We start from the raw sequence: 25282 nt of genomic DNA, 5'->3' as shown, positions 1-25282 counted from the left end.
AACCGCGACGGATCAGGCGCCAGACGGCAGAGCGACGTGATCGGGACGGCCCGCCCGGACGGCGGCGCGGCGGCGGACCCGGGCCGGCGGAGGGGGCAGCGCCCGCCGGTCGATCTTGCCGTTGGCGGTGGCGGGCAGCTCGGGCAGGAGGACGCAACGTGCCGGCACCATGTGGTCAGGCAACGCCTCGGCGAGGAACCCGCGCAGCGCCGGCTCGGTCAGCCGGGCCGGTTCGGCGTCGCGCTCGGCGACCAGGTACGCCACCAGGGTCGGCGCGGCGCCCACGTCCTCGCGCAGCAGGACGACGCTGTTGGCCACGAGCGGGTGCCGGTTGAGGGTCGACTCGATCTCCCCCAGCTCCACCCGCTGCCCGCGGATCTTGACCTGGGTGTCGACCCGGCCGACGTAGTTGAGGTGGCCCTCCGGCGACCACCAGACCAGGTCCCCGGTCCGGTACACCCGCTGCGGCCGGCCGGCTACCGTCACCTCGACGAACCGCTCGGCGGTCAGGTCGGGCCGGCCCGCGTAGCCGCGCGCGAGGCAGTCCCCGCCGACCACCAGCTCCCCCACCTGGCCCAGCGGGGCGAGTTCGCCCCGGTCGTCGAGCACGTACGCGACGACGTTGCTGATCGGCCGGCCGATCGGCACGGTGTCGGCCGGTTCGGGCCGGCGGCACTGCCAGGCGGTGACGTCGATGGCCGCCTCGGTGGGGCCGTACAGGTTGTGCACCTGCGCCCCGGGCAGCACAGCGGTGAGCTTGTTGACCAGCTTCGGCGGCAGCGCCTCCCCGCTGCAGATCACCCGGCGCAGGTCGGCACAGCGCTCCAGTCCCGCCTCCTCGACGAAGAGGGCGAGCATGGAGGGCACGAAGTGGACGGTGGTCACCGACTCGCGGGCGATCACCTCGACCATCTCCTGCGGGTCACGGTGGGCCTGCGGCTGCGCCGTCACCAGGGTGGCGCCGGCGAGGAAGGGCCAGAGCAGCTCCCACACCGAGACGTCGAAGGTGTACGGCGTCTTCTGCAACACCACGTCACCCGGGCCGATCCGATAGGTGTCCTGCATCCAGGCCAGGCGGTTGGCCAGCGACAGGTGCGTCATCTGCACGCCCTTGGGCGCGCCCGTCGAGCCGGAGGTGAAGATCACGTACGAGAGGCCGTGGACCACCTCCTCCGGCGTCCGGTAGCCGCGCCAGTCGACCGGCGGGGCGGGCCGGTCGCCGCCGTCCAGCGGGCGAACGGGCACGGTCGGCTCGACGCCGAGGGCGGCCTGCCCCGCCGGGTCGGCCAGCACCAGCGCCGCCCCGGCGGTGCCGAGCATGAGGTCCAGCCGGGGACGCGGGTGCGCCGGGTCGACCGGCAGGTACGCCGCGCCGGCCAGCAGCACGCCGAGCACCGCGACCACCAGTTCGGGGCTGCGTTCGGCGCAGAGCCCGACCACCGACCCCGGGCCTATCCCGTCGGCGCGCAGCCGTCCGGCCAGCGCCGCCGCCTCGTCCAGGAACTCGCGGTAGCTGAGGTGTCGGACGCCGCCGCGCAGCGCGACGGCGTCCGGGGTGCGTGCCGCCTGCCGGCAGATCAGCTCGTGCACCGGGGTGCGCGGGGTGGGCGTCGGCGCGGGGTTGAAGCCGAGCAGGGTCCGGCGTTCCTCGGGGCCGACGAGCGTCGCCTCCCGCACCGGCCGGTCCGGGTGGGCGGTGAGCCATGCCTGCAGGGTGTGCAGGCGCTCCGGCAGCCACCGGGCGTCGCCGTGGTGGCGCAGGAAGCGCACCGGCAGCGCGCCCAGGGTGGCCACGACACCGTCGTCGGCGGCCGGAGCGGACAGCAGCACGTCCGGCACCGCCGCCGGCGGCACATCCGGCTCCACCGCCGCCGGGGGGAGGCCGCGCGCCTGCGCGCGTACCTGGTCGAGGGTGTGCTCCGGGCCCACGCGCAGCCGCAGCTCGCCGCGCGGGCCGTGCACCGCGACCTCGGTCGCGCCGCCGAGCCGGTGGCAGAGCACGGCCGCCACCGCGGCGGCGAGATCCAGGTCGTCGTGGCGGGCGGTCACGCGGTCACCAGCCCGGCGAGCACGCGCGGCGTGGCGTCCGCGGTGAGGGTGTCGATCGGCACCCGCACCCCGTAGCGGCGCCGCAGCTGGCTGATCATGCGGATGAGCAGCAGCGAGTCGCCGCCGACCGCGAAGAAGTTCGTGTCCGGGCCGATCTCCGGGACACCGAGCAGGTCGGTCCAGAGCGCCACGAGCTCCCCCACGAGGCCGTCCTCGCCGCCGGCCGGCGACGCCGGGGCGTCCATCCCGCCGGCCGGCGACGCCGGGACATCCGGTGCGACGTTCGGGACGTCCGGTGCGATGTCCGGGACCGGCGGCGGGACGTCCGGGAGCGGTGGTGCGGCGTCGAGCCAGTGCCGGGTGGGGGCGAACGGGTAGCCGGGCAGCGCGACCCGCCGGCTGCCGGTGTCGCCGCGCAGCGCCGGCCAGTCCACGCCCACCCCGGCCGTCCAGAGCGCGCCGATGCCGGCCAGCACGTCACCGGCGTCCGGGCGGGCCGTTGGCCGTGGCTGCAGGGCGTACCCGGGCACCGGCCGGCCCTGCGGGGTCTGCCGGGCGGCGCCGGTCAGCGCGCTTCCCGGCCCTACCTCGACCAGGACCGGGTCGGGCAGGCCGAGCGCGGTCAGCAGCGCGTCGTGGTAGCCGACCGGGCTGCGCAGCTGGGTCGCCCAGTAGCCCGCCGGGCGGGACAGCCCCTTGCCCAGCAGCGCCCCGTCCACTGTGTTGATCACCGCAACGGTGCGGGGACGCTGGTCCACCCGGTCGGCCTCGACGCCGAACCGCCGGGCCGCGTCGGCCATCATCCGGCTGTGGAAGGCCCGCCGGGCGGGCAGCGCCCGCCAGTGCACGCCCGCCCCGGTCAGCCGCTCCCGTAGCGCGTCGAGCTGCGCCACCGGCCCGGCCACCACGGTCAGGTCGGGGGCGTTGCGCGCGGCCACGTCGAGCTCGTCCAGGCCGGCCAGGTGGGGGGTGAGAACGGGCGGGGAGGCGAGGACGGCCAGCATGCCGCCCTCGGGTGCGTCGTGCATGAGCCGGCCCCGGGTCGCCACCAGGCGCAGCATGTCGTCGCCGGCCAGCTCCCCGGCCAGCGCGGCGGCGGCGAACTCGCCGACGGAGTGGCCGACCAGCGCGGCCGGGCGTACCCCCCAGGAGAGCAGCAGCCGGCCGAGGGCCAGCTCGTGCAGCGCCAGCACGGGCTGGGTCACGTCGGTGCGGTGCACCACGTCGTGCGGGTCGTCGTCGACCAGCACGTCGCGCGGGTCCAGCCCGAGGATCGGGGTGAGCAGCCGCGCCCCCCGGTCGAGGTCGGCCCGGAACGAGGGGTAACGGTCGTAGAGGCCCCGGGACATGGCGGGGAACTCGGTGCCCTGGCCGGGAAAGAGCAGGACCACGCTGGGCCGGCGGGCCGCCGCCCGGGCCGGGGCGCGGCGCAGCCGGGTCGCCGTCTCGGCGAGGTCCCGGGCAGCCACCGCGAGCCGGTGCGGGAAGTGCCGGCGGTACGACTGCAGGGTGCGGGCGACGTCGGCCAGCGGCAGGTCGGGGCGCTGCCGCAGGTGCTCGCCGAGCTGCTCGGCGGCGGCCCGGACCGCCTCCGGGGTGCGCCCGGAGAGCACCACCAGCTCGGTGCGCTCCCCGGGCGGGACGGTCGGGTCCGGCACGTCCGGCCCGTCCCCCTCCTCCAGCACCACGTGGACGTTGGTGCCGCCGAGGCCGAACGCGCTGACCCCGGCCCGGCGCGGCGTGCCGTCGGTCTCCCAGGGCCGGGCCACGGCGTCCACCGTGAACGGGGTGGAGCCGTCGAGCAGCTCGGGCCGGGCCTGCTTCAGGCCGGCCAGCGGCGGGATCTGGCGGAAGTGCAGCGCCAGCGCGGCCTTGATGAGCCCGGCGACGCCGGCCGCCGCGTCGAGGTGGCCGACGTTGGCCTTGACCGAGCCGAGCGAGCAGGGCCGGGTGCCCCGGGTGAAGACCTCGGCCAGCGCGGACAGCTCGATGGCGTCGCCGACCTCGGTGGCGGTGCCGTGCGCCTCCAGGTAGCCCACGGTGGCGGGGTCCACCCCGGCGGCAGCGTACGCGCGGGTCAGCACGTCGATCTGGCCGGCCACCCCGGGGGCGGTGTAGCCGACCTTCAGGTTGCCGTCGTTGTTCACCGCCGAGCCCTTGATCACCGCGTAGACGGTGTCGCCGTCGCGGCGGGCGTCCTCGGCGCGCTTGAGCACCACCAGGGCGACGCCGTTGCCGGGCACGGTCCCCTCCGCGGTGGCGTCGAACGGGCGACAGGTGCCGTCGGCCGACATGATGCCCTTGGTCTCGTACAGGTAGCCGGAGTGCTGCGGCACGGCCACGCAGGCCCCGCCGGCCAGCGCGACGTCCGAGTCGCCGGCGCGCAGGCTCTGCGCGGCCAGGTGCACCGCCACGAGCGAGGTCGAGCAGGCGGTCTGCACGGTGACGGCGGGCCCGCCCAGGCCCAGCCGGTAGGCGATCTTCGCCGCCAGGTGGTCCTTCTCGTTGCCGAGCACCACCGACAGCAGCCCCTGCGCGTCGACCAGGCCGGGCCGCGCGAAGACGTGGTGCAGCGCGTAGTAGTTGAAGCCCGCGCCGGCGAAGACGCCGACCCGGCCGAAGGGCGCGTCGGTGGTGAGCCCGGCCGACTCCAGCGCGGCCCAGGCGGTCTGCATCAGCAGCCGGTGCTGCGGGTCGGTGGTCTCCGCCTCCCGGGGGGTGATGCCGAAGAAGGCGGCGTCGAAGAGCTCCGGGTCGGCCAGCATCCCGCGCGCCGGCACGTACGCGGGGTCGTCCAGCCGGTCGGCGGGCACCCCGGCGGCCAGCAGCTCGCTGCGGGTCAGCGAGCTGATGGTGATCCGTCCGGCGGCCAGGTTGGACCAGTACTGCCAGACGTCGGCGGCGCCGGGGAACCGGCCCGCCATGCCTACGATCGCGATGTCGCCGTTCATGAGGGTGCGCCTGCTCCTTCGGTCTGTGCGTGCAGATGCCGGGCCAGCGTCTGGACGGTCGGAAAGCGGTAGAGGTCGGTCAGCGGGATCGTCCGGCCGGACAGCCGCTCCTGGAGCAGCCGGCGGACCACGGCCAGCCGCAGGGACTCCCCGCCGACGTCGAAGAACGCCTCGTCGAGGTCGAAGTCGTCGGTGCCCAGGGCCTCCACCCACGCCCCCGTGACCAGCTCCTCGAACTCGGTGAGCGACGCCGAGGACAAGGCCGGGGACGACGCCGAGGAGGAGGCCGAGGAGTTCGCCGCGGTGGGGGGCGCGACGGTGGCCAGGGCGGCCAGCGCCCGCAGGTCGACCTTGCCGTTGCGGTCCAGCGGAAACTCGGCCACGGTGTGCCACTGCTGCGGGCGGGCGTACGGGGCCAGCTCCGGCTCCACCGCCCGGCGCACGTCGGCCACGTCGACGCCGTCCCCGTCGGGCTTCAGGGCGGCGCACAGGCGCACCCCGGTCGCCGGGTCGCCGACGGTGAAGACCACCGCGTCGCGTACGCCGGGGCGGGCGCGCAGCCGGCGCTCGATGTCGACCAGCTCGACCCGGTGGCCGGCGATCTTCACCTGGCGGTCGTTGCGGCCGAGGAACCGCAGCTGCCCGTCCGCGCCCCAGCGCACCAGGTCACCGGTGCGGTACAGGCGCGTTCCCAGCTCCGCGGAGCGGACGAACGAGGCGTCCGTGCGGGCCGGGTCGTCGAGGTAGCCGTCGGCGAGCCCGGTCCCCGCCGCCCACAGCTCGCCGACCGCCCCGGGCGGGACGAGGCGTCCGCCCGGACCCACGACGTGCAGGTCGGTGCCGCGCACCGGCCCGCCGATCGGCAGCGGGTCCGGCGTGGCCTCGGCGTGGTCGATCGAGTACGTGGTGGTGAACGTGGTGTTCTCGGTCGGACCGTAGCCGTTGGTGAGCCGCAGCCCCGGGCAGGCGGCCAGCGCCCGGCGCACGTGCGCCGGGGAGACCACGCCGCCGCCGGTGAAGAGCTGCCGCAGCCCGGCGAAGGCGTCCGGCCGGTGGTCGGCGACCAGGTGGAAGACGCCCGAGGTGAGCCAGGCGTGGCTGACGGCCTCGGCGCGCAGGAACCCGGTCAGCGCGCTGGGCGTCGGCTCCCCGGCCGGGAAGACCACCACGGTGTCCCCGTTGGCCAGCGGCACCAGCAGCTCCAGCGTGGACGCGTCGAACGCCAGCGGCGACAGGCGCAGCATCCGCATGCCCGGCCGGTCGACGAAGAGCCCCGGGTCGTCGGCGAGGCGCAGCACCGCCCGGTGCGGGACGACGACGCCCTTCGGTACGCCGGTCGAGCCGGAGGTGAACGAGGTGTACGCGGTCCGGTCCGGCCCGGCCGGCGCCTCGGGGCCGGCGTCGAGGACCGGAGCCGGGTCGTGGAGGTCGACCAGCGGGCAGTCGGCCACGCCGGACCGGTGCGGCCCCGGTGCGTCCACGCCGAGCCGGGCGCGGGGTGCGACCGCCTCGACCAGGTGTGCCCGCCACTCGTCGGTGGCGTCCCGGTCGACCGCCACGTAGTACGCGCCGAGGCGCAGCACGCCCAGCACCGCCACCGCCTCCGCCGCCGAGCGCGGCAGCTCCAGCAGCACCCCGTCGCCGGCGCGCACCCCGCGGGCGTGCAGCAGGCCCGCCTGGGCCACGGCGCGGTCGTGCAGTTCGCGGTAGGTGAGGGTGAGCCCGGCCTGCGGATCGACCAGCGCGATCTTCTCGCCCGCGTCGCGGGCGTGGCGGGCGAACCGGTGCCACACGTCGTCGGTGGTGTGGTGGGGGCCACCGCCGCCCAGGGTGCGCAGCCGGTCCCGCTGGGCCGGCGAGAGGGTGCCGACCTCGCCCAGGGGCGCGTCGGGGTCGGCGGCGAGCGCGGCCAGCGCCGCCCGGAACGACTCGACCAGCTCGCCTGCCTCGGCGGCAGTGAGCGCCGACGTCGCGTACTCCAGGGCCAGCCGCGGGCGCGCCGACCAAGACTGCAGGTAGAGCAGGGCGTCGAAGACCGCGCCGTGGCAGTGCCCCTCGTGCAGCCGCCAGCGCCGGCCGCCCCCGGTCAGCTCGTCGGGGACCAGCTCGTGGTGGGCGGCGAAGCCGAGCTGCGCCAGCGGGTTGCGCGCCGGGTCGGTGGGGACGTCGAGCGCCGCGACGACCCGCTCGAACGGCACGTCGGCGTCGGCGGCCGCCTCGCCCACCGCCCCGGCCACGCCCCGGACGTGCTCGCGTACGGTCAGCGCGTCGCCGCTCGCGCAGCGCACCGGGACGACCCGGGTGCACAGGCCCACGATGTCCGCCATGCCCGCCTCGAAGCGGCCCGCCGCGGGGACCCCGAGGACCAGGTCGTCCAGCCCGGCGTGGCGGGACGCGGCCAGCGCCCAGCCCGCCATGACCACCGACGTCACGGTCACCCCGCACCGGCGGGCCAGGTCGGTCACCGCCTCGGCCGTCGCCGGGTCGAGGTGGAAGTGCAGGCGCGCGCCCCGCCCGTCGGCCTCGGCCAGCGGGGGCAGGTCGGTGGCGAGCGCCACCGTGCTCGGCGCGCCCGTCAGCCGGGTCCGGATCCGGGCCAGCGCGGCGTCCACCTCCCCGGCCGCCTCCCGCGCGGCCAGCCGGCTGCCGATCCAGTCCGGGGCGGGCGCGGGCGCGTCGTCACCGGGTGGTGCGCCGCCCGCCGCGTCGGCGGCGTAACGCGCGGTGAACTCCCGCCACAGCAGCCCGATGCTCCAGCCGTCGCTGACCACGTGGTGCACCAGCAGGGTCAGCAAATCCCGGTCCCCGGCCCGGGTCAGCACGAACACGACCGGTGGCTCCTCGAAGGGGCGCAGCAGCCGCCCCGCCGCGGTGCCATACAGGTCGTGCACGGCGCGGACCGCGTCGTCGCCGGGCAGCGCCTGGTGCAGCAGCCGCGGCTGGTACGGCGCGGGCAGCACGATCCGGGCCTGCCGGGGCTCGTGGACGAAGCGGGTGCGCAGCGCCTCGTGCCGGGCGGCCAGCTCCCCCAGCACCCGGCGAACGCGGGCCGGGTCCAGCGGGCCGTCCGCCTCCAGGGTGAACATCAGGTGGTAGGGCGCGTCCCGGTCGAGCAGGTGCGCGGCGAGCATGGACCGCTGGCCGGGCAGCAGGTCCCGTTCGGCGGGCCGCCGCGCGAGCACCGGCGGGGCGGTGTCGACGTACTCGACCGCGTCGGCGAGCACCTGCGCCAGCGGCAGCGCGGACAGCAGCCGGCCCGCCTCCACGTGCGCCCGCAGCTCCCGCTGGCCGAGCGAGACCAGCGCGATGGCCTGCAACGAGGTGCCGCCCAGCCCGACGAAGGACTCGGCGGCCGCCGCCTGACGCAGGTGCTCGGGCGCGACGCCGAGCACCTGGGCGGCCAGTGGCGTCCAGGCGGCCAGGTCGGGGCGGTCCATCACCGTGCCTCCGCCGCCGGCCGGTCCGCCGGCACCTGGCCCGCCACCGTACGCAGGTCGGCGAAGCGGGGGTTCTCCAGGACGTGACCGAACATCACCGCGAGGTTGAGCTCCTGGCGGATCAGGGTGCTGAGCCGCAGCGCGCTCAGCGAGTGGCCGCCGAGGTCGAAGAAGTCGTCGTCGTCGTCGACCGTGTCGACGCCGAGCACCTCCTTCCACAGCTCCTCGAACTCGGCCACCCAGGTCCGGTCGTCTACGTCGCGCATCAGTGGTGCCTCTCTGTGTCCAGGTGGGTAGCGGGGGCGTCCAGGTAGTGCCGGGTGGCGGCGAAGGGGTAGGTGGGGGCGGGCACCCGCCGCCGCCCCGTGTCGTACGCGGGATCCCAGGGGCCGGCCAGGCCGAGCTGCCACAGCGCGCCGACGGTCGCCAGCAGCCGGGCGTGCCGGTCGGTGGGCAGCGCCGACGGGTCCGGCCCGAACCGGGGGGTGACGCTCGTGCCGACCTCGATCCAGAGCAGCCGGTCCGCGTCGGGTGGCAGCGGCTGCGGCGCGGCCGGGGCGAGCGCCGCCGCCCGCCAGCGGGTCGGATCGGCGCACTCGGCGTCGGTGAGCGGTTCCCCGCCGGCGGCCCGCAGCGGCAGCTCGGCGGGGCGGAGCCGGGCCGGGTCGCGGTCGCCGCGCAGCAGCGCCACCGCCTCCGGCAGGGTGACCACCCCGGCCACCACCGCGCCGGCCAGCAGGCCGAGGCCGGTGCCGGCCAGCTCGCGGGGCGCGATCCCCCGGCCGCGTAGCGACCGGGCCAGGCCGACGCAGGCGACCAGCCGGTTGACCCGCTCGCGGGCCGGCTCGTCGAGGGGCTGCCCGCGCAGCAGCGCCGCCCCCTCGTCGGCGGTGGCCCGGTAGGCCGGGTCGGCGTCGTAGTTCGGCCGGTTGCCGGTCAGCTCGCCGGCTGCGGTGAGGTACAGGCCCACGCCCCGCGCCCGCGCCTTCGCGTCGACCTGCCGCACCGCCGGCCCCGGCACGCCGGCCCCGGCCGCCGGAGCGTGCCGGCCGGTGAGGAACGCCGCCCGCCAGGGCAGCTCGGCGCGGCCGGTGCGCAGCGTGTACGCGACGTCGGCCAGGTCGCCGGGGGCGGTCCGGGCCACGACGTCCACCGCACGGTCGACGCTGTCCTGGGCCGCGGTGGCCGTCTTCGCGGAGACGAGGACCAGCTCGGTGACGTGCCGACGGCGGCGGGGCGCGGGGTCCTGGGCGGCTTCGAGGACGACGTGGGCGTTGGTGCCGCCGATGCCGAAGGCGCTGACCCCGGCCCGCAGCACCCCGTCGATCGGGGTCCAGGGCCGCGCCGCCACCGGCAGGTCGAAGACGGAGCCGGCCAGCTCGACCCGGGGGTTGGGGGTGCTCAGGTGGGCGATCGGCGGGACGGTCCGGTGTTTCAGCGCCAGCACCGCCTTGACCAGCCCGATCACGCCGGCTGCGGTGTCCAGGTGCCCGACGACCGACTTGACCGCGCCGAGCGCGCAGGGGGCCCGGTCGGGCCGGTCGCTGTCGAAGACCTGCCGCAGGGCCGCCACCTCGATCGGGTCGCCCAGCGCGGTGCCGGTGCCGTGCGTCTCGATCAGCCCGACGGTGTCCGGGTCGACGCCGGCCACCTCCAGCGCCGCCGAGATCACCGCCGCCTGGCCGGTGGGGCCGGGCGCGGTGAAGCCGGCCTTGCGCAGGCCGTCGTTGTTGATCGCCGACCCCCGGACGACGGCGTGCACGGTGTCGCCGTCCCGGCGGGCGTCGGCGAGGCGCTTGAGCACCACCACGCCCGCCCCGTCGCCGGGCACGGTCCCGTCGGCGGCGGCGTCGAAGGCCCGGCACCGGCCGTCGGCGGAGAAGATGCCGCCGGGCTCGTACCGGTGCCCGCGCCGCGTCGGCGGCGCCACCGTCGCCGCCCCGGCCAGCGCCACGTCGGCGTCGTACGTCAGCAGCGCCTGCACCGCCTGGTGCACCGCGACCAGCGAGGTCGAGCAGGCGGCCTGCACCGTGACCGCCGGGCCCTGCAGGTTCAGCTTGTACGCGATCCGGGTGGCCGCGAAGTCCTTGTCGCTGCCGATGATCAGCCCGAGGCCGCCGGCCGCCTCGACGGCGCGCTGGTTGGGCCAGACGTTGTCGAGCAGGTAGACGTTGAGCCCGGTGCCGACGTACACCGCGATCCGGTTGCCGTCGGCGGCGACCGGTGGGTGGCCGGCGTGCTCCAGCGCGGCCCACGCGCACTCCAGCAGGACACGCTGCTGGGGGTCCATCAGCGCGCTGTCCGACGGCGAGTAGCTGAACAGCCGGTGGTCGAAGCGGTCCGCGCTCGCCAGCACCGCCCGGGCCGGCACGAAGTCGGGATGCTCGACGAGGTCCTTCGGCACGCCCCAGCCGAGCAGCTGCTCCGGGGTGAAGAAGCTGACGGCGTCGATGCCGTGCACCACGTGGTGCCAGAACCGGTCCAGGTCCCGGTCCGCGCCGGGGACGCGCACGGCCAGGCCGACCACGGCCACCGCGGCGTCGTCGTCGGGCTCAGCCACGGCCGCCTCCGGCACCGCGCCGCCGGCCGGCGAGCAGGGCCCGCCCCTGGTGGCGCTGGGTGACCCGCGCATCGGCCGGCACCGGGGCGGCCTCGCGCAGCTGCGCCGCGCAGCCGGCGACCGTGCCGGCCCGGAACAGGTCCGTCACGGAGACCTCCAGCCCGTCGTCGGCGAGCCGCTGCTGCAACGCGATCAGCGCGAAGCTGTGCCCGCCCAGGTCGAAGAAGTTGTCGTGCAGCCCCACGTCGGAGCGGCCGAGCACCTCGCTCCAGCAGGCCCGTACCCGCTCCTGGAGGTCCGTGCCGGCGGCGCGGTCGGCGGCCGGGGCCGGCGCGGCGGCCGTCCGGGCCGCGCGGGTCTCGGCCAGCAGGCGGGCGGTGTCCACCTTGCCGTGTGCGGTGAGCGGGATCGCCTCGACGGCGAGGATCCGGGCCGGCACCATGTAGGCGGGCAGCGTCCGCCGGACGTGGCCGCGCAGCTCGCGTTCGGTGTCTGGGCCGGTCCCGCCGACGACGAAGGCGACCAGTTGGTCGTTCTCGGCCGCCACCGCGCACGAGCGCACCGCCGGGTGGGTCAGGAACGCGCCCTCGACCTCGGCCAGCTCCACCCGGTAGCCGCGCAGCTGCACCTGGGTGTCGTTGCGGCCGAGGTAGACCATGGTGCCGTCGGCGCCCCACTTGACCACGTCGCCGGTCTTGTACATGACCCCCCTCCCGTACGGGTCGGGCAGGAAGCGGGCGGCGGTCAGCTCGGGGTTGTTCACGTAGCCGTGCGCGACGAGCACCCCGCCGCAGTACAGCTCGCCGGGCACGTCCACCCCGGTCGGGCGCAGCTGTTCGTCGAGGACGTAGCACCGGGCCGAGGGCAGCGGCACGCCGATGGTGCCCTCCCGGACCCGGGCCAGCTCGGCGGCGGGCGCGGCGAAGATCGTGCAGTGGATGGTGCCCTCGGTGATGCCGTACATGTTCACGAAGACCGTGTCCAGCCGGGGCGCCCCGCCGACCAGCTGGGTGAGCCGGGCCCAGCTCAACGCCTCGCCGCCGAGGACGACGTAGCGCAGCCGGGACCGCCCGCCGCCGAGCTGCCGCAGGTAGGGCGGCAGCAGCCGGTAGAGGGCGCCCGGGGTCTGGAACACCGCCGTGACCGCCTCCCGGTGCACCAGGGCGGCGAGCCGCTCCCGGTCGACCAGGTCCGCCTGGTCGGCGACGACCAGCCGGCCGCCGGTGGTCAGCGCTCCCCACATCTCCCACACCGAGGCGTCGAACGAGAAGGAGCTGGCCGCCAGCCACACGTCGGCGGCGGTGACGTCGAGACCACCGGGGGTGGGGGTGTTCAGGGCGTCCAGGCCGCCGTGCCCGACCAGCACGCCCTTGGGCACCCCGGTCGAGCCGGAGGTGTAGATGACGTAGGCCGGGTCGTCCCCGGCAGGGTAGGCCAGCGGCACCTCGGCGGCCCCGTCGAGGGTGTGCGGGTCGGCCAGCCGGATGCCCCGGCCGGCGGTGAGCGCCCCGGCGGTGTCGGCGGTCCCGGGCTCCGCCAGCATGATCCGCAGCCCGGCGCTGGCGGTGATCAGGTCGAGGCGCTGCCGGGGATACTCCGGGTCCAGCGGCACGTAGACGGCGCCGAGCCGCCACACCCCGACGATGGCCGCGATCACCGCGGGCGAGCGGCCGAGCAGCAGCCCCACCCGGTCGCCGTGGCCGATCCCCAGGTCCGCGAGGCCGGCGGCGATCCGCCCGGCCCAGCGATCCAGCTCGGCGTACGTCACCGTCGCGTCGCGGTGCCGCACCGCCACCGCCTCCGGGGTACGCGCCACGTGCTCGTCGAAGCGGCGCAGCACCGACGGGTACCCGATCGGCTCGGCGGTCAGTGGCGGGTTCACCTCCTCGACGAGCAGCCGGTGCTCGGCCGCGTCCACCATGGACGGCTCGGCGTCCGGCTCGTCCACGATCGCGCGCAGGAAGGTCAGGTAGTGCCGGAGCAGCGTGGCGACGGTCTCCTCGGTGAACAGCTCGGTGCTGTACTCGGCGCGCAGGAACGGGGCGTCGGTGGAGACGTCGAGGGTGAGCCCCACGTCGAACTTCGTGACGTCGACCTCGACGTCCACCTCGGTCAGCTTCACCCCGTCGAACTCGGGAAAGGCGAACGGGAAGTTCTGCACGGTCAGCGAGGTCTGGAACAGCGGCGCGTGGCTGAGCTGCCGCTCCCCCACGGTGGCCCGCACGATCTCCTCGAACGGCACGTCCTGGTTGGCGAAGGCGGCCATGCTGGCCCGGCGGGCCCGGTCGACCAGCTCGGCGAAGCGGGGCCGGTCGGCCAGGTCGAGCCGGATCGGCAGGGTGTTGACCAGGCAGCCGACCAGCCGCTCCTCGGCCTCGTCCATCCGGTTGGCCACCGGGACCCCGATCACCACGTCGTCCTGGCGGGCGTAGCGGGACAGCACCGCGGCGTAGGCGGCCAGGGTCACCGCGAACAGCGTCGCCCCGCGCTCCCGTGCCCACGCGGTCAGCCGGTCGACCAGCCCGGCGTCGACCGGCCGGCGCAGCACCGCGCCCCGGTTGCCGAGCACGCTCGGCCGGGGGAAGTCGGTGAGCAGCGCGAGCTGCGGGACGTCCCGCAGCTCGGTGCGCCAGAAGTCCAGCCCGGAGCCGTCCCGCTCCCAGTCGGCGCGCTGCCGCTGCGCGTACGCCAGGTAGGACTCGGCGGGTTCGGCGTGGCCGACGCCGTCGGCCCCGGCCAGCGCGGCGTGGTACTCGGCGGCGAGGTCTTGCAGCAGCAGCCCGACCGACCAGCCGTCGCAGGCGATGTGGTGGACCAGCACCGCCAGGGTGTGCTCGTCGGGCCCCCAGGAACGCAGGTACGCGCGCAGCACCGGGCCCTCGTCGAGCGCGAACGCCCGACGCGCCTGCTCGGCGACCAGGGTCCGCAGGAACCCCTCCTGGGTGTCCCGGTCGGCCCACTCCCCGGCCTCGATCTCGATCTCCGCCTGCGGGGAGTCCGCCACCCGCTGGACGAGCACCCCGTCCACCAGCGCGAACGTGGTACGCAGCGCCTCGTGCCGAGCGGTGACGCGCAGCAGGGCCGCGCGCAGCGCCTCGGGGCGAAGCGTGCCGTGCAGGTGCACCCCGAAGGCCACCACGTAGGCCGGATTGCCGGGTTGCAGCTGGTTGAGGAAGTAGAGCCGTTCCTGAGCGAACGAAGCACGACCGGTACGAACCATGCACCGATCGTGGCCGTCCGGGCACCCCGCCCGACAGAGCGGGCTTTCCCGCCCCGGCAGGGAAAACCTCCCGGTCGGCTGGCAGACAGCTCCGCCGGGCCCGGCCCGCCGGCGGGCCCACGGTCACCGTCCCGGCCACCGCCGTGGAGCCAGGGCTACGCGAGGTCGGGGTGGCACCGCGCGCGGTGCCACCCCGACCTGACGACCCGACCGGGGGTCAATACTCGCCGCGCCCGAAGGCCGCCAGCTCGGCGGAGTGTGCCGGGTTGCTGACGTACGTGGCGCCGATCGGCGCGGTGACCCGGCACCACATGTCGAGCCGGTCGACGTCGATCCCGGCGGCGGCGGCCAGCTCGTCGCGGCGGCGTACCATCTCCGCGCGATCCAGTCCTTCGAGCACGTAGTCGACGGCGTCGAAGCAGGGGTCGCCGGCGCAGGCCATCGGGTCGATCGCCACCAACCCCCGGGCGCCGCCGCTGAGCACGTTGCCCAGGTGCAGGTCGCCGTGGAGCAGCACGGTTTCGGTGGGCACCGCGAAGAGGTCGTCGCGCAGCCGCTTCGACCCGGCGAGGTCGGCGCCCCGCCGGACCGCCGAGTTGAACAGCACGTCGATCCAGTCGGTGAGCTGCCGGGGCGCGGCGGCCGGGTCACCGGCGGCGTGCAGGTCGGTGAGGAAGTCGGCGTAGTCGGCGGGGGTGGGCGGCTGCGCCATCTTCTCCACCAGCGTGCCCGGCCGGATCGACTCCAGCAGCACCGCGCCCCGGGCCGCCGCCAGCACCACCGGCACCCGCCCGCTGGGCCCGAACTGGCGCAGCATGTCGACCTCCTCCCGCACCGCGTAGCTGTCCGGTGACAGCTTCAGCACCGCCTCGCCCTGCGGGCCGGTGCAGCGGAACACCACCGAGGAGTTGCCGGACTTGAGCTGCTCACCGAGGTCGAGCCCCCACTCGGCGACGAGATCGGTCAGCCGCTGCGGCAAGGTGCCGGCCCAGCGGTGGGCGGCCTTGCCGAAGCGCGGCTCCAGCCGGTTGGCGATGGTCTCCAGGTCCAGGGTCATGCCGTTCATGCCGTTCCCTCCACCGAGCGCAGGCTGGCCAGTGCCGCCGGGCCGCCCGCCCGGCGCAACGGCATCGCGCCAGCGCCGTGCAGCCGGGGACTCCCGCCGCCGGCCACCAGGTCGAGCCCCGGCCGGTACGGCCGCGGTCGGGCGAACCGGGCCTCGCGGGCCATCTCGATCGCCTCGTACCGGTCCGACACGTTCAGTTTGTTGAAGATCGTCGAGATGTGGTTGCTGATCGTCTTCGGGGACAGGTTGAGCCGGGCGGCGATCGCGGCGTTGCGCATGCCCGCCGCGATCAGCTCCAGCACCTGCCGCTCGCGCTCCGTGAGCTCCGGGAACATCTGCTGGTTGCGCGGCTCCCGGCCGAGCTGCCCGATGAGCAGGTCGGCGACGCGGGGACCGAGGATCACCTCGCCGGTGGCCAGGCCCCGGACCGTCCGCACGATGCCGTCGCCGGGGCAGCTCTTGAGCACGTACCCTCGGGCGCCGGCACGCATGGTGGTGACCACGACGGCCTCGTCCTCGACGGCGGTGAAGACCAGCACCGCGGTCGACGGCGAGACCCGGGTGATCTCCTGAAGGGTGCCGGCCTGGAAGTCCGGCATCGCGATGTCGAGCACGAGCACGTCGGGGCGGACCGACGCCGCGCTCCGCAGCGCCGCCTGCGCCGTTCCCGCCTCGGCCACCACGTCGATCTCAGTCGAGGTGGACAGCAGGGCGATGAGCCCCCTGCGCACCACCGGCTGAGCGTCGGCCAGCACCACCGTCACGACCCGGGGTTGTGCCCCGTCCGCGACCTCCTCCGGATCCCGACTCATCGTATGAGCCAGGTCCGTGGACGAGCCAACGCCGACCATTGCCACACCTCACCCCGTCCCCAAGCAGCCCGCGACGCCTCCCGGCGGGAGGGCGTCGCGGGAACGGATCGCCTCATCGGCATGAACAGCTACCTACATCTACTAGAACAACACATATACACGATCGGCGGGCCCCCCTGTCAATCATCCGACCTATTTTCCGAGGTCAATTACGTAAACGAAGATGGATCGCAGCTACTGTCAGTCAGAAACATTTCAGCGCCGATGGCGGATCCCAAGGTCACGACCTGCGCCTACGGTCGTCCGGCCGGCGGGATCCGCCCCGATCTGCGCGTACGCCTAGCGCAGCGGCCCCGGGTTGTCCAGCGGAAAACTTCCCGGACGGCCGGGAAGTCGTCCCGCCCGCCGCCGCCCGCAGGCCCTGTCCATCCGCCACCCCGATCACGATTATTGATGACGACCGCGCCATTACACCAGGATGTGGGAACATGCCCTTTTCGCGATTGATTGATTATTCGTTCCGTTTGGTGCCGACCGATCCGCTGCGCAGGAAACTGATCGCGATCCGGCTGGCCGAGTCGATCGGCAAGGGCGTCTTCCTCAGCGGCAGCGTGGTCTACTTCACACTCCGCGTCGGGCTCGACGCCAAGCAGGTCGGCCTGGGCCTCTCCGCGGCCGGCCTCTCCGCCTTCGTGTCGTCGGTGCTCTTCGGGGTGATCGCCGACCGGGTGGGCGCGCGGCGGCTGCTGATCGTCCTGTTCACCACCCTGGCGGTCGGCTTCGGCCTCTACACCCTGGTGGGCAGCGCGGCGCAGTTCTACGCCCTGGTGGTCGCCGTCGGGTTCATCGAGTACGGCACCGGACCGACGAACGGGGCCCTGGTCGGCAACCTCGTGCCCGCCGACGAACGGGTCAAGCTCAAGGCCATGATGCGCTCGGTGTTCAACATCGGCTTCAGCATCGGCATCGGGGTGGCCGCCGTCGCCGCCCTCAGCCAGCGGCTGCTGGTGCTCATCCCGCTCACCACCGCCGCGCTGATGGTCGGCGCCGCGCTGCTGGTCACCCGCCTGCCCGACGCGCCGTCCCGGCCGGTGCCGGTGGGCTTCAAGCGCTTCGCCGCCGTACGCGATCCGCGCTTCCTCGCGGTCATCGGCGTCTCCACGATCCTGGCCTCGCACGTCAGCGTCATCCTGGTCACCATGCCGCTCTGGGCACTCAACCGCACCACGCTGCCGCACTTCCTGGTGCCACTGCTGCTGATCTTCAACACCGTGTTCGTCATCCTGTTCCAGGTCCGGGCCAGCCGCGGCGCGGACACCGTGGCGGGAGCCGGCCGGCTCGCCCGACGCTCCGGCTACTGGCTCGCCGGCGGATGCCTGGTCATCGCCCTGACCGCGCTGGAGGACAACGTGGCGCTCGCCTGCGTGGCGATCGTCGCCGGCGTGCTGATCCTCTCGGTGGCCGAGGTGATGCAGGCCGCCTCCGGCTGGGGACTCGCCTTCGGGCTCGCCCCCGAGCACGCCCAGGGCGAATACCTGGGCGCGTTCGACCTGCACGTCATCACGCAGAACATCGTCGGCCCGGCGGTGCTCTCCGGCCTGGTCATCACGTTCGGGTTCTGGGGGTGGCTGGGCATCGCCCTCGCCGCGCTCGCCGCGTCGGCGTTGATCGTCCCGGTCGCGCACCGCAGCCAGGTCACCCTGGAGCCCGAGCCCGCCCCGGCGACCAGCCGCTGACGGGCACGGCCAGCGCGGCTGCCACCGCACCGTCCCACCCTTCTCCTGAGCTGCCCCGATCCGTCGTCCATTCGTTGTCCACAAGGCACGCCTAGCCTTTCACCAGTGCTTCGCGCACGGTGGACGACAGGAGCTCACGGTGACAGAGCCACGCTCGACGGGTCGCTCGGTGCAGACGATCTACGACTCGATCGCGAGCACGTACGACCACGTCACCCGACGCAACGACTACGACCGCTGGGTCGCGCTCTACCTGGACCTGATCGGGCGGCACGGCGCAGCCGGACGACGCCTGCTCGACCTGGGCGCCGGCACCGGCCAGGCCGCCATCCGCCTCGCCCAGGCGGGATACCAGGTCACCGCGGTCGACGTCTCGCCGGAGATGCTCCGGCAGGCACGGGCGAAGCCGGGCGCCGAGCAGGTCCGCCTCGTCGTCGCGGACCTGCGGGAGCTGCCCGACCTCGGGGTGTTCGACGTCGCGGTGACGCTGGGCGAGCCGTTCGTCTACCTGCGCGACGAGCAGGAGCTGTCCGCCGCGCTACGCGGGGTGTCCGCCCTGCTGGCGCCGGGCGCCCTGTTCGTCTTCGACCTCGGCACCGCCGGATTCCATCGGCGGCACCCGTCGCGCGTGGTCGTGGAGGACAGCGAGGACGAGTTCACCGTCGTACGCGGGGCGTCGTCGCGGCGCGACCCGCACGGCTCGGACTACCTGATCGACCGGTTCACGACCCACGACGGGATCACCTGGCGGCGGTTCCACCAGCGGCACGAGTTCTCGTACTTCGCGCCGGACGTGGTCGGGCGGCTGCTGGGCGAGGCGGGCCTGACGCACCTGGCCACCCACGGGCTGCACCTCGGCGAGCTGGCCGAGGACGCCGACGAGGAGCTGCACCGCAAGAGCTTCGTCGTCGCGCGCAAGCCGGGCTGACGGTTTGCCCGGGCCCCGCATGCCGTGCGCGGCACCGGGTCGGAGCCGGTGCCGACGAGTCCCTGGAGGCGAGAGGAGGTGCCCGATGAAGATCGCCGACTGGAGCGAGTGACCCGCGGCCCCGTGGCGGGCCGCCTCCTGCGTCGGCCTCAGGAGCGGCCCGCCACGGACCGGGCCCGAGCAGGGCGGCCGGGTGGTCCGGAAGGGGGACGCCGGTGGGCACGGACCGACCTCCCGTCGCACGTGGCGCCGCTGCGGGTGCCGGCGTTCCGGCGTTACTGGGGCGCCGTGAGCGTCTCGACCGCCGGGGACGGGGTGCTGTCGGTGGCGGTGCCCGTCGCCGCCGCAGTGCTGCTCGGCGCGGGCCCGGCCCAGATGGGCTGGCTGACGGCGCTGGCGTGGATCCCGAGCGTCCTGTTCGCCATTCCGGCGGGAGGGTGGGTGGCCCGCTTCCGGCACCCGCTGGCCCCGATGATCGGCGCCGACCTCGTCCGCTTCGCGGCGACCGCGGCGCTGCCAGCGGCCTGGTGGCTGGGCTGGTTGCACCTGCCCGCCCTGTACGCGCTCACCGCGATCGTCGCGAGCGCGTCGGTGGTGTTCGTCGTGGCCGATGCCGCTCTCTTCCCCACCCTCCTCGACGACGACCGCCTCGTCGCCGGCCAGTCGCTGGTCTACAGCGCCCGCACGGTGGCGTCCGTGGCAGGATCCGGTGCCGGCGGTCTCCTGGTCCCGGTCCTCTCCGCCCCCGTCGCGGTGGCCGCGGACGCGCTGTCCTACCTCTGGTCGGCCGCCCTGCTGACCAGGATCGACCGCCCTGCGGCACGGACTCCGCCACCACGGACCGCACCGGTCTCCACCACGGGGCTGCGCTTCATCGCGGCCAACCCCGCCCTACGTGGCGCGCTCGGCGTCACCACCACCGCCAACTTCTTCAACCTGATGTTCCACGCCCTCCTCGTCCTGTTCCTCACCCGGACGCTGCACCTGTCCGCCGCCGTGACCGGGCTCGTGCTCGGCGCCGAGGCCGCCGGGGCCCTGGCGGGATCCCTGGCGCTCCCGGCGGTCGCCCGGCGCCTCGGGATGCCCCGGAGCCTGGTGGCCGGCAGTCTGCTCTCCGCCGCGCCGCTGACGGCCGTCGCGGTCGCGGCCGGTCCGACGGCGGTGGTCGTGACCGTCGTCCTCGTCGCCTCGTTCCTGTCCGGGGTGGGCCGCTCGGTGCAGGACATCAGCGTCGCCGCCACCTTCGTCTCCACCGTGCCGGTGCCGCTGCGTACCCAGGTCCGTGGGGCCTACCAGACGATCAGCTTCGGGGTACGCCCGGTCGGCGCGGTGCTCGGCGGGCTGGTGGGGCAGTCGGTCGCGCTGCGGCCGGCGGTCGTCCTCGCGACGGCCGGTGGCCTGCTCGCGTTCCTCTGGGCGCTGCCGTCCCTGCGGTCCCCGCACGGGCCGCGGGGGACACCGGCAGCCTGACGGCGGCGCAGCACCGTCAGGCCCCGCCCCTACCGCAGCCCGGACTCGCCACCAGCCCCGAGAACCGCCACTCGGATCACCCGTCCACGGCTGCATGACAAAGCACTACTAGTTGCCGACGCCGAGGCTCGACATGAACGCCGCCGGGTAACGGTCACCGCGCGCGGCGCCCTTCGGCACGGCCGCCTCGATCTCTTCGAGATCATCGGCCGACAGCTTCACGTCCAGCGCCGGCAACGCCTCAGCCAGTCGCTGCCGGGTACGCGCACCGACCAGCGCAACGATGGACGGGTCCTGCGCCGCCACCCACGCGATCGCCAGCTGCGCCACCGTGCACCCCTTCGCGTCGGCGACCCGGCGCAACGCGTCCACCAGGGCGAGGTTGTGCGACGCGTTCTCGGCGGAGAAGCGGGGACTGTGGTTACGCGGATCGTCCGCCCGCCCCGGCACCCAGTTCCCCGAGAGCAGGCCACGGCCCAGCACCCCGTACGCGGTCAGCCCGATGCCCAGCTCCTGCAGGGTGGGCAGCACGTCGGCCTCGACCGCCCGCGACAGCAGCGAATACTCGATCTGAAGATCAGCAACCGGATGTACGGCGTGCGCCCGCCGGACGGTCTCCGCGTCGACCTCGGAGAGCCCTACATACCGTACGTAACCGGCGTCGATCATCTCCTTGATCGCGCCGATCGTGTCCTCGATCGGCACCGACCGGTCGAGCCGGGCCGGCCGGTAGATGTCCACGTGGTCGACGCCGAGCCGGGTCAGCGAGTAGCTCAGGAAGTTCCGCACGGAAGCCGGTCGGCAGTCCTGACCGGAAAACCGCATGCCCGGCCCCACCTGCTGCCCGAACTTCACGCTCAGCAGATAGCTGTCCCGGTCGCGTCCCCGTAACGCCTCCGACAGCAGCAGCTCGTTGTGCCCCATGCCGTAGAAGTCACCGGTGTCGACCAGCGTGACCCCCGCGTCCAGCGCGGCCCGCACCGTGGCGATGCTCTCCCCGCGATCGGCCGGACCGTACGCGCCCGACATGCTCATCGCCCCCAGCCCCACCGCGGAAACCGTGGGACCCGTGCTGCCCAGAGTGCGTGTCTGCATCGAAACTCTCCCTCGTCGGTCGATCTCGGCTCCACCTTGCGCCGCTTTGCGGCCCGTCGGCAGCGGAGCGCTTGTCGTGGGAGCGCCACTCCCTGGCTCGACGCCCAGTCCCCGGGCAGCATGGAGGCATGCAGCGCAAGCAGCTCGCCGACTTCCTGCGTCGCCGGCGCGAGGCCATCCGCCCCGCCGAGGCCGGCATCGCCGACGGCCCCCGCCGCCGCACCGCCGGCCTACGCCGCGAGGAGGTCGCCATGCTCGCCGGCATGTCCGTCGACTACGTCGTCCGCCTTGAGCAGGGCCGCAGCAGCCAGCCGTCGACCCAGCTGCTCGGCGCCCTGGCCCGGGCCCTGCGCCTGACCGACGACGAGCGAAGCCACCTGTTCCACCTGGCCGGCCACCAGCCGCCGCCCGCCGACGGCATCGCCCGCCTGGCCCGGGCCGGCCTGGTCCGCCTGCTCGACCTGGTGGGCGACACCCCCGCCATGGTCCTGTCCGACCTCGGCGAGGTGCTGGCGCAGAACCGCATGTCGATCCTGCTCACCGGCGACCACACCGGGCTGACCGGCGACCGCCGCTACGTCACCTACCGCTACTTCACCGACCCGGCCATCCGCGACCTCCACGGCCCCGAGGAATGGCAGCGGCACGCCCGCCAGCAGGTCGCCGACCTGCGCGCGGTGGCCGGACGGCGGGCCGGCGACCCGGCCGTGACCGGCCTGATCGAACGGTTGCGGGCGGCGAGCGACGACTTCCAGCGGCTGTGGGCCGAGCACGAGGTGGCGGTGCGCCGGGCCGACCGCAAGACATTCATGCACCCGCGCGTGGGCCGCGTCACGATGGACTGCGAAACCCTGGTCACCCCCGATCTCGGCCAGCAGCTACTGGTGCTGACCCCGGCCGACGCCGAGGCCCGGGAGAAACTCGAGCTGCTGCGCGTGCTGGGGGTCGAGGAGTTCCCGGCCGCCGTGCCCTACTGACGACGCCCGCAGTTCCCCACGCCGACCGAAGCTGGCGCGGGTGATCCCGGACAGCGCGCCGCGTGGGCATGGACAGCGCGACACTGTTTGCGACACCATGTCGCAAACTTGACGACAGGGTGTCGCATAAGGCAGAGTGCGGCCATGCAGAAGCTGATCGTGGTCACCGGCGCCTCCACCGGCATGGGTGCCTCAACCGCCCGCGAACTGGCCCGCCAGAGGTTCCACGTCCTGGCCGGCGTGCGACGCGACCACGACGCCGACGCCATCCGCACGACCGACATCGAGCCGGTCATCCTCGACATCACCAGCTCCGAGCAGGTCGCGGCACTCGCCGCGCGGGTCGCGGCCGACCCGCGCACGCTGCACGCCCTCGTCAACAACGCGGGAATCCAGGTGAACGCGCCGGTCGAAGCACGCCGATGGCGCAGTGGCGGCGGGTGTTCGAGGTCAACCTGTTCGGCCACGTCGCCGTCACCCAGGCGCTCCTGCCCGCGCTCCTGCAGGACAAGGGCCGCGTGATCAACATCAGCTCGATAGGCGGCAAGGCCGCCATGCCCACCTACGGGGCGTACGCCGGCGCGAAGTTCGCCCTGGAGGCGGTGAGCGACTCGCTGCGGCGCGAGGTCGCGCCGCTGGGCGTACCCGTGGTCGTGGTCGAGCCCGGCGGCGTCCGCACGAAAATGGCCGCCCGTGGGATCGCCACGGCGAACCAACTGGCCGCCGAGATGACGCCGGAGCAGGACGCCCGGTACGGCAGCCTGGTCCAGGCGATCAACACGTTGATGCAGACCGGCACGGCGTCGGGCGTGACCGCCGACGCCGCCGCCCGGGTCGTCGCGAAGGCCGTGACGGCCCGCAGACCGCGTACCCGCTACACCATCGGCCGCGATGCCGCCCTGGTCATCGGCCTGACCCGGCTGCTCTCCGACCGGATGCTCGACCACGTCATCGCCGCCAACCTACGCCGCCACCACCCGAAGGCAGCCACCGGATGACCCCCTGCCGTAGGGAAGGATGACCGAATGCCGCGGATCCGGGGAACCAGCATCGGGGAACACCACGAGCTGGTCTGGGCCGATCTCGCCGAGGCGATGCGGCAGCTACTACTCGAACGCGACTACGACTCGATCAACATGGGCCACATCGCGACCCGGGCCGGGCTCGCGCGCAACACGCTGTACAACTACGCCCGCGACCAGACAGCGCTGGTCCTGGCACTGACCCAGCGGGTGGGCCAGCCCACGGTCGAACGGGTGGCCACGATCGCCACACGTTCCACCGAACCGGCTGCGGATCGGATGCGGGAGATCATCGAGACCGTCCTGACCGCGTTCCAGGACCAGATCCTGCAGCTGATGTTCCGGCCCGGCTCCGGTCCGCCGTTCGTCGACCTACCCAAGGGGCCGGACAGCCCGTTCCACGCGATCGTCGTCGAGGTCGAGAACGTCGTACAGGACGGCATCGAACGCGGCGAGTTCCGCGATGTCGGCGACGTGCACCTCACGGTGGAGCTGCTCTCCGGCGTCATGCGCGCGGGCGCAGAACGCATCGGCCGGGACCCGGCCACCTACTCGGCCACGGTCCACACCGCACGGGAACTCATCCTCGCCTCGCTCGAGTTCCCCCCGCTTTGAGGGAGCGGGTGGGCCCCGCTGGCAGCGAACATCCGGGCAGCGTGACCGGCTGACCGCAGGACTGCCGGAGACCTTCCGTCAGCCAACCGGTCGTCTCAATGCGGTCATCACGGTGTGCACGCTGGAACAGCGACCCGCACTGCCAGCATGCGGCCCTCGCGGGCCGACCTGCGAGCCTTCTCGTGGAAGTCAGGTGCCGCGCAGGCGAACAGTGTCGTCCCTGCGGCACCGCCGAGGGCGCAGGCGTACACCGGCGAGCCGGGCCGGATCTCGTCGGTGATCGTGCCGCCCTCGACCACCCGCACGAGCCGGCTGCCGACCGCATCGGCGATCCACAGCCCGCCCGTCGCGTCGAGGCAGGCACCGTCGCCAGCGACCTGCAGCTCGGCCAGCACCTGGTCGAGCCGGTGGCCGACCGGGAGGGGCCCGAACGTCGCCCACGGCCGCCGGCCGCTGAGGTCCCCGTCGTCGGAGATGTCGAAGGCGGTGACCCGGTTGCCGAACGTCTCCACCACGAGAAGCACGTTGTCGGGGGTGATGACGCTGCCGTTGGGAAACCACAGGTCGTCGGCCACCTGCGTGACGTAGCCGTCGGGATCCACGCGGTGCAGCCCGGCCGGTCGTAGCGGATCATCGGCCATGAGATCGAAGCCGAAGTTGCCGACGAACGCGCGGCCGTGGCTGTCCACAACCAGGTCGTTGCCGTGCCCGGTGGCGTGACCGGCCAGATCGGCATGCACGACCAGCGTTCCGCCCGGCTCCTTGCGGAGCACCTTGCGGTCGCGCATCGATACGACCAACATGCGTCCGTCGGGGAGCCAGCCCAGTCCGGAGGGTTGCCCTGGCACGTCGGCCTCGGCCCGCAGATCAGCGCCGTCCTCCCGCATGGACCAGACCTGAGGGCCGTAGAAGTCGACGAACCAGAGCCGCTGATCGCGCCAACGTGGTGCCTCCAAGAAGTGGAAGCCCTCGGCCACCGTGGTCGCTTTCGTCGTCATGATCGCCCTCCTGGGCCCACGCCTGGCAGGTCAACCAGGCGACCAGCCTGCCACATGAACAGAGTAGCCACGAAAGGCGTGCGTCCCGGAAGACAACGCATGACCTTCGTTTGCGCAGCGCTGGACGCGACAGTCGCCGCTCCGGCAGTTCGCCAGCCCGGCAGCCGCGCCGACTTCCCCGCCTCGTACGTCTCGATCGATGGCGTGCCTCGACCCGGCGTCAGCCGGAAACGGCATGTTCGACGCCCGCGAGTCCGCGCCGGCGCTTCCCTTCCTCGGGGGACCAGGCAACGGCGCCCGCCATCGCCGCCTGGACAACTCCGAAGCTCGGTCCGCACGGCACGGC

At 74.3% G+C, this 25282-nt stretch carries 17 protein-coding genes; 7 read left to right on the top strand and 10 right to left on the bottom strand.

Annotation, left to right across the window (positions count from 1 at the left end; genetic code table 11):
• Positions 1-12: 12 nt before the first annotated feature.
• The 8 genes from GA0070558_RS23765 to GA0070558_RS23730 form a co-directional block, all read right to left on the bottom strand.
• Positions 13-2049 (bottom strand): amino acid adenylation domain-containing protein, encoded by a 2037-nt coding sequence (locus GA0070558_RS23765; protein WP_091283724.1) that lies wholly within the window; start codon positions 2047-2049, stop codon positions 13-15.
• A complete protein-coding gene (locus GA0070558_RS23760) occupies positions 2046-5000 on the bottom strand; it encodes a type I polyketide synthase (RefSeq protein WP_091283722.1) in 2955 nt (984 codons plus the stop codon). The genes GA0070558_RS23765 and GA0070558_RS23760 overlap by 4 nt, the downstream gene beginning before the upstream one ends.
• Positions 4997-8437: a non-ribosomal peptide synthetase gene (locus GA0070558_RS23755; protein WP_091283721.1), complete on the bottom strand. Its 3441-nt coding sequence runs from the start codon at positions 8435-8437 to the stop codon at positions 4997-4999. The genes GA0070558_RS23760 and GA0070558_RS23755 overlap by 4 nt, the downstream gene beginning before the upstream one ends.
• Positions 8437-8703 (bottom strand): phosphopantetheine-binding protein, encoded by a 267-nt coding sequence (locus GA0070558_RS23750; protein ID WP_077939623.1) that lies wholly within the window; start codon positions 8701-8703, stop codon positions 8437-8439. Before GA0070558_RS23750 ends, GA0070558_RS23755 begins: the two co-directional genes overlap by 1 nt.
• Positions 8703-10997, bottom strand: a complete 2295-nt coding sequence (locus tag GA0070558_RS23745) for a beta-ketoacyl synthase N-terminal-like domain-containing protein (RefSeq protein WP_176734344.1) — start codon at positions 10995-10997, stop codon at positions 8703-8705. The genes GA0070558_RS23750 and GA0070558_RS23745 overlap by 1 nt, the downstream gene beginning before the upstream one ends.
• Positions 10990-14217 carry a non-ribosomal peptide synthetase gene (locus GA0070558_RS23740; protein ID WP_091283718.1) on the bottom strand — a complete coding sequence of 1076 codons (3228 nt, stop codon included), beginning with the start codon at positions 14215-14217 and terminating at the stop codon, positions 10990-10992. The genes GA0070558_RS23745 and GA0070558_RS23740 overlap by 8 nt, the downstream gene beginning before the upstream one ends.
• 217 nt (positions 14218-14434) lie before the next feature.
• Positions 14435-15283 carry an aminoglycoside phosphotransferase family protein gene (locus GA0070558_RS23735; protein ID WP_091283715.1) on the bottom strand — a complete coding sequence of 283 codons (849 nt, stop codon included), beginning with the start codon at positions 15281-15283 and terminating at the stop codon, positions 14435-14437.
• Complete coding sequence (locus GA0070558_RS23730) at positions 15280-16095, bottom strand: LuxR C-terminal-related transcriptional regulator (protein WP_077939619.1); 816 nt, start codon at positions 16093-16095, stop codon at positions 15280-15282. The genes GA0070558_RS23735 and GA0070558_RS23730 overlap by 4 nt, the downstream gene beginning before the upstream one ends.
• 527 nt (positions 16096-16622) lie before the next feature.
• Between GA0070558_RS23730 and GA0070558_RS23725 the strand changes: the two genes are divergently transcribed.
• The 3 genes from GA0070558_RS23725 (at position 16623) to GA0070558_RS23715 (ending at position 20229) form a co-directional block, all read left to right on the top strand.
• Positions 16623-17831: an MFS transporter gene (locus GA0070558_RS23725; RefSeq protein ID WP_043968262.1), complete on the top strand. Its 1209-nt coding sequence runs from the start codon at positions 16623-16625 to the stop codon at positions 17829-17831.
• A gap of 139 nt (positions 17832-17970) precedes the next feature.
• Complete coding sequence (locus GA0070558_RS23720) at positions 17971-18759, top strand: class I SAM-dependent DNA methyltransferase (RefSeq protein WP_176734343.1); 789 nt, start codon at positions 17971-17973, stop codon at positions 18757-18759.
• 24 nt (positions 18760-18783) lie between these two features.
• Positions 18784-20229 carry an MFS transporter gene (locus tag GA0070558_RS23715; RefSeq protein WP_091283712.1) on the top strand — a complete coding sequence of 482 codons (1446 nt, stop codon included), beginning with the start codon at positions 18784-18786 and terminating at the stop codon, positions 20227-20229.
• Between the two features lie 108 nt (positions 20230-20337).
• Here the strand turns inward: GA0070558_RS23715 and GA0070558_RS23710 are convergent, their stop codons facing one another.
• Complete coding sequence (locus tag GA0070558_RS23710) at positions 20338-21324, bottom strand: aldo/keto reductase (protein ID WP_091283709.1); 987 nt, start codon at positions 21322-21324, stop codon at positions 20338-20340.
• 128 nt (positions 21325-21452) lie between these two features.
• Between GA0070558_RS23710 and GA0070558_RS23705 the strand changes: the two genes are divergently transcribed.
• The 4 genes from GA0070558_RS23705 to GA0070558_RS23695 all read left to right on the top strand — a co-directional run bounded on the left by GA0070558_RS23705 (position 21453) and on the right by GA0070558_RS23695 (position 23938).
• Positions 21453-22301 (top strand): helix-turn-helix transcriptional regulator, encoded by an 849-nt coding sequence (locus GA0070558_RS23705; protein ID WP_091283708.1) that lies wholly within the window; start codon positions 21453-21455, stop codon positions 22299-22301.
• A 144-nt stretch (positions 22302-22445) separates the two neighbouring features.
• Complete coding sequence (locus tag GA0070558_RS33910; RefSeq protein ID WP_218107070.1) at positions 22446-22823, top strand: SDR family NAD(P)-dependent oxidoreductase; 378 nt, start codon at positions 22446-22448, stop codon at positions 22821-22823.
• Entirely contained in the window at positions 22724-23299 is a 576-nt protein-coding gene (locus GA0070558_RS23700) for an SDR family NAD(P)-dependent oxidoreductase (protein ID WP_218107069.1), read from the top strand. Before GA0070558_RS33910 ends, GA0070558_RS23700 begins: the two co-directional genes overlap by 100 nt.
• 27 nt (positions 23300-23326) lie before the next feature.
• Positions 23327-23938, top strand: coding sequence for a TetR/AcrR family transcriptional regulator (locus GA0070558_RS23695; RefSeq protein WP_091283705.1), 612 nt, complete (start codon positions 23327-23329; stop codon positions 23936-23938).
• A 107-nt stretch (positions 23939-24045) separates the two neighbouring features.
• On the opposite strand, the gene GA0070558_RS23690 is transcribed toward GA0070558_RS23695, so the two are convergent.
• Positions 24046-24915: an SMP-30/gluconolactonase/LRE family protein gene (locus GA0070558_RS23690; protein WP_256092093.1), complete on the bottom strand. Its 870-nt coding sequence runs from the start codon at positions 24913-24915 to the stop codon at positions 24046-24048.
• Positions 24916-25282: the final 367 nt, after the last annotated feature.

It is taken from the genome of Micromonospora haikouensis (genome assembly GCF_900091595.1).
GTDB classification, from domain to species: Bacteria; Actinomycetota; Actinomycetes; order Mycobacteriales; family Micromonosporaceae; genus Micromonospora; species Micromonospora haikouensis.
This window is presented reverse-complemented; position numbering and strand designations above follow the sequence as displayed.

Excerpts from the sequence above, each read along its gene's own strand:
- GA0070558_RS23760 (WP_091283722.1), bottom strand. The coding sequence starts at position 5,000 with ATGAACGGCGACATCGCGATCGTAGGCATGGCGGGCCGGTTCCCCGGC.
- GA0070558_RS23755 (WP_091283721.1), bottom strand. The coding sequence starts at position 8,437 with ATGGACCGCCCCGACCTGGCCGCCTGGACGCCACTGGCCGCCCAGGTG.
- GA0070558_RS23750 (WP_077939623.1), bottom strand. The coding sequence starts at position 8,703 with ATGCGCGACGTAGACGACCGGACCTGGGTGGCCGAGTTCGAGGAGCTG.
- GA0070558_RS23740 (WP_091283718.1), bottom strand. The coding sequence starts at position 14,217 with ATGGTTCGTACCGGTCGTGCTTCGTTCGCTCAGGAACGGCTCTACTTC.
- GA0070558_RS23735 (WP_091283715.1), bottom strand. The coding sequence starts at position 15,283 with ATGAACGGCATGACCCTGGACCTGGAGACCATCGCCAACCGGCTGGAG.
- GA0070558_RS23730 (WP_077939619.1), bottom strand. The coding sequence starts at position 16,095 with ATGAGTCGGGATCCGGAGGAGGTCGCGGACGGGGCACAACCCCGGGTC.
- GA0070558_RS23710 (WP_091283709.1), bottom strand. The coding sequence starts at position 21,324 with ATGCAGACACGCACTCTGGGCAGCACGGGTCCCACGGTTTCCGCGGTG.
- GA0070558_RS23705 (WP_091283708.1), top strand. The coding sequence starts at position 21,453 with ATGCAGCGCAAGCAGCTCGCCGACTTCCTGCGTCGCCGGCGCGAGGCC.
- GA0070558_RS33910 (WP_218107070.1), top strand. The coding sequence starts at position 22,446 with ATGCAGAAGCTGATCGTGGTCACCGGCGCCTCCACCGGCATGGGTGCC.
- GA0070558_RS23700 (WP_218107069.1), top strand. The coding sequence starts at position 22,724 with ATGGCGCAGTGGCGGCGGGTGTTCGAGGTCAACCTGTTCGGCCACGTC.
- GA0070558_RS23695 (WP_091283705.1), top strand. The coding sequence starts at position 23,327 with ATGCCGCGGATCCGGGGAACCAGCATCGGGGAACACCACGAGCTGGTC.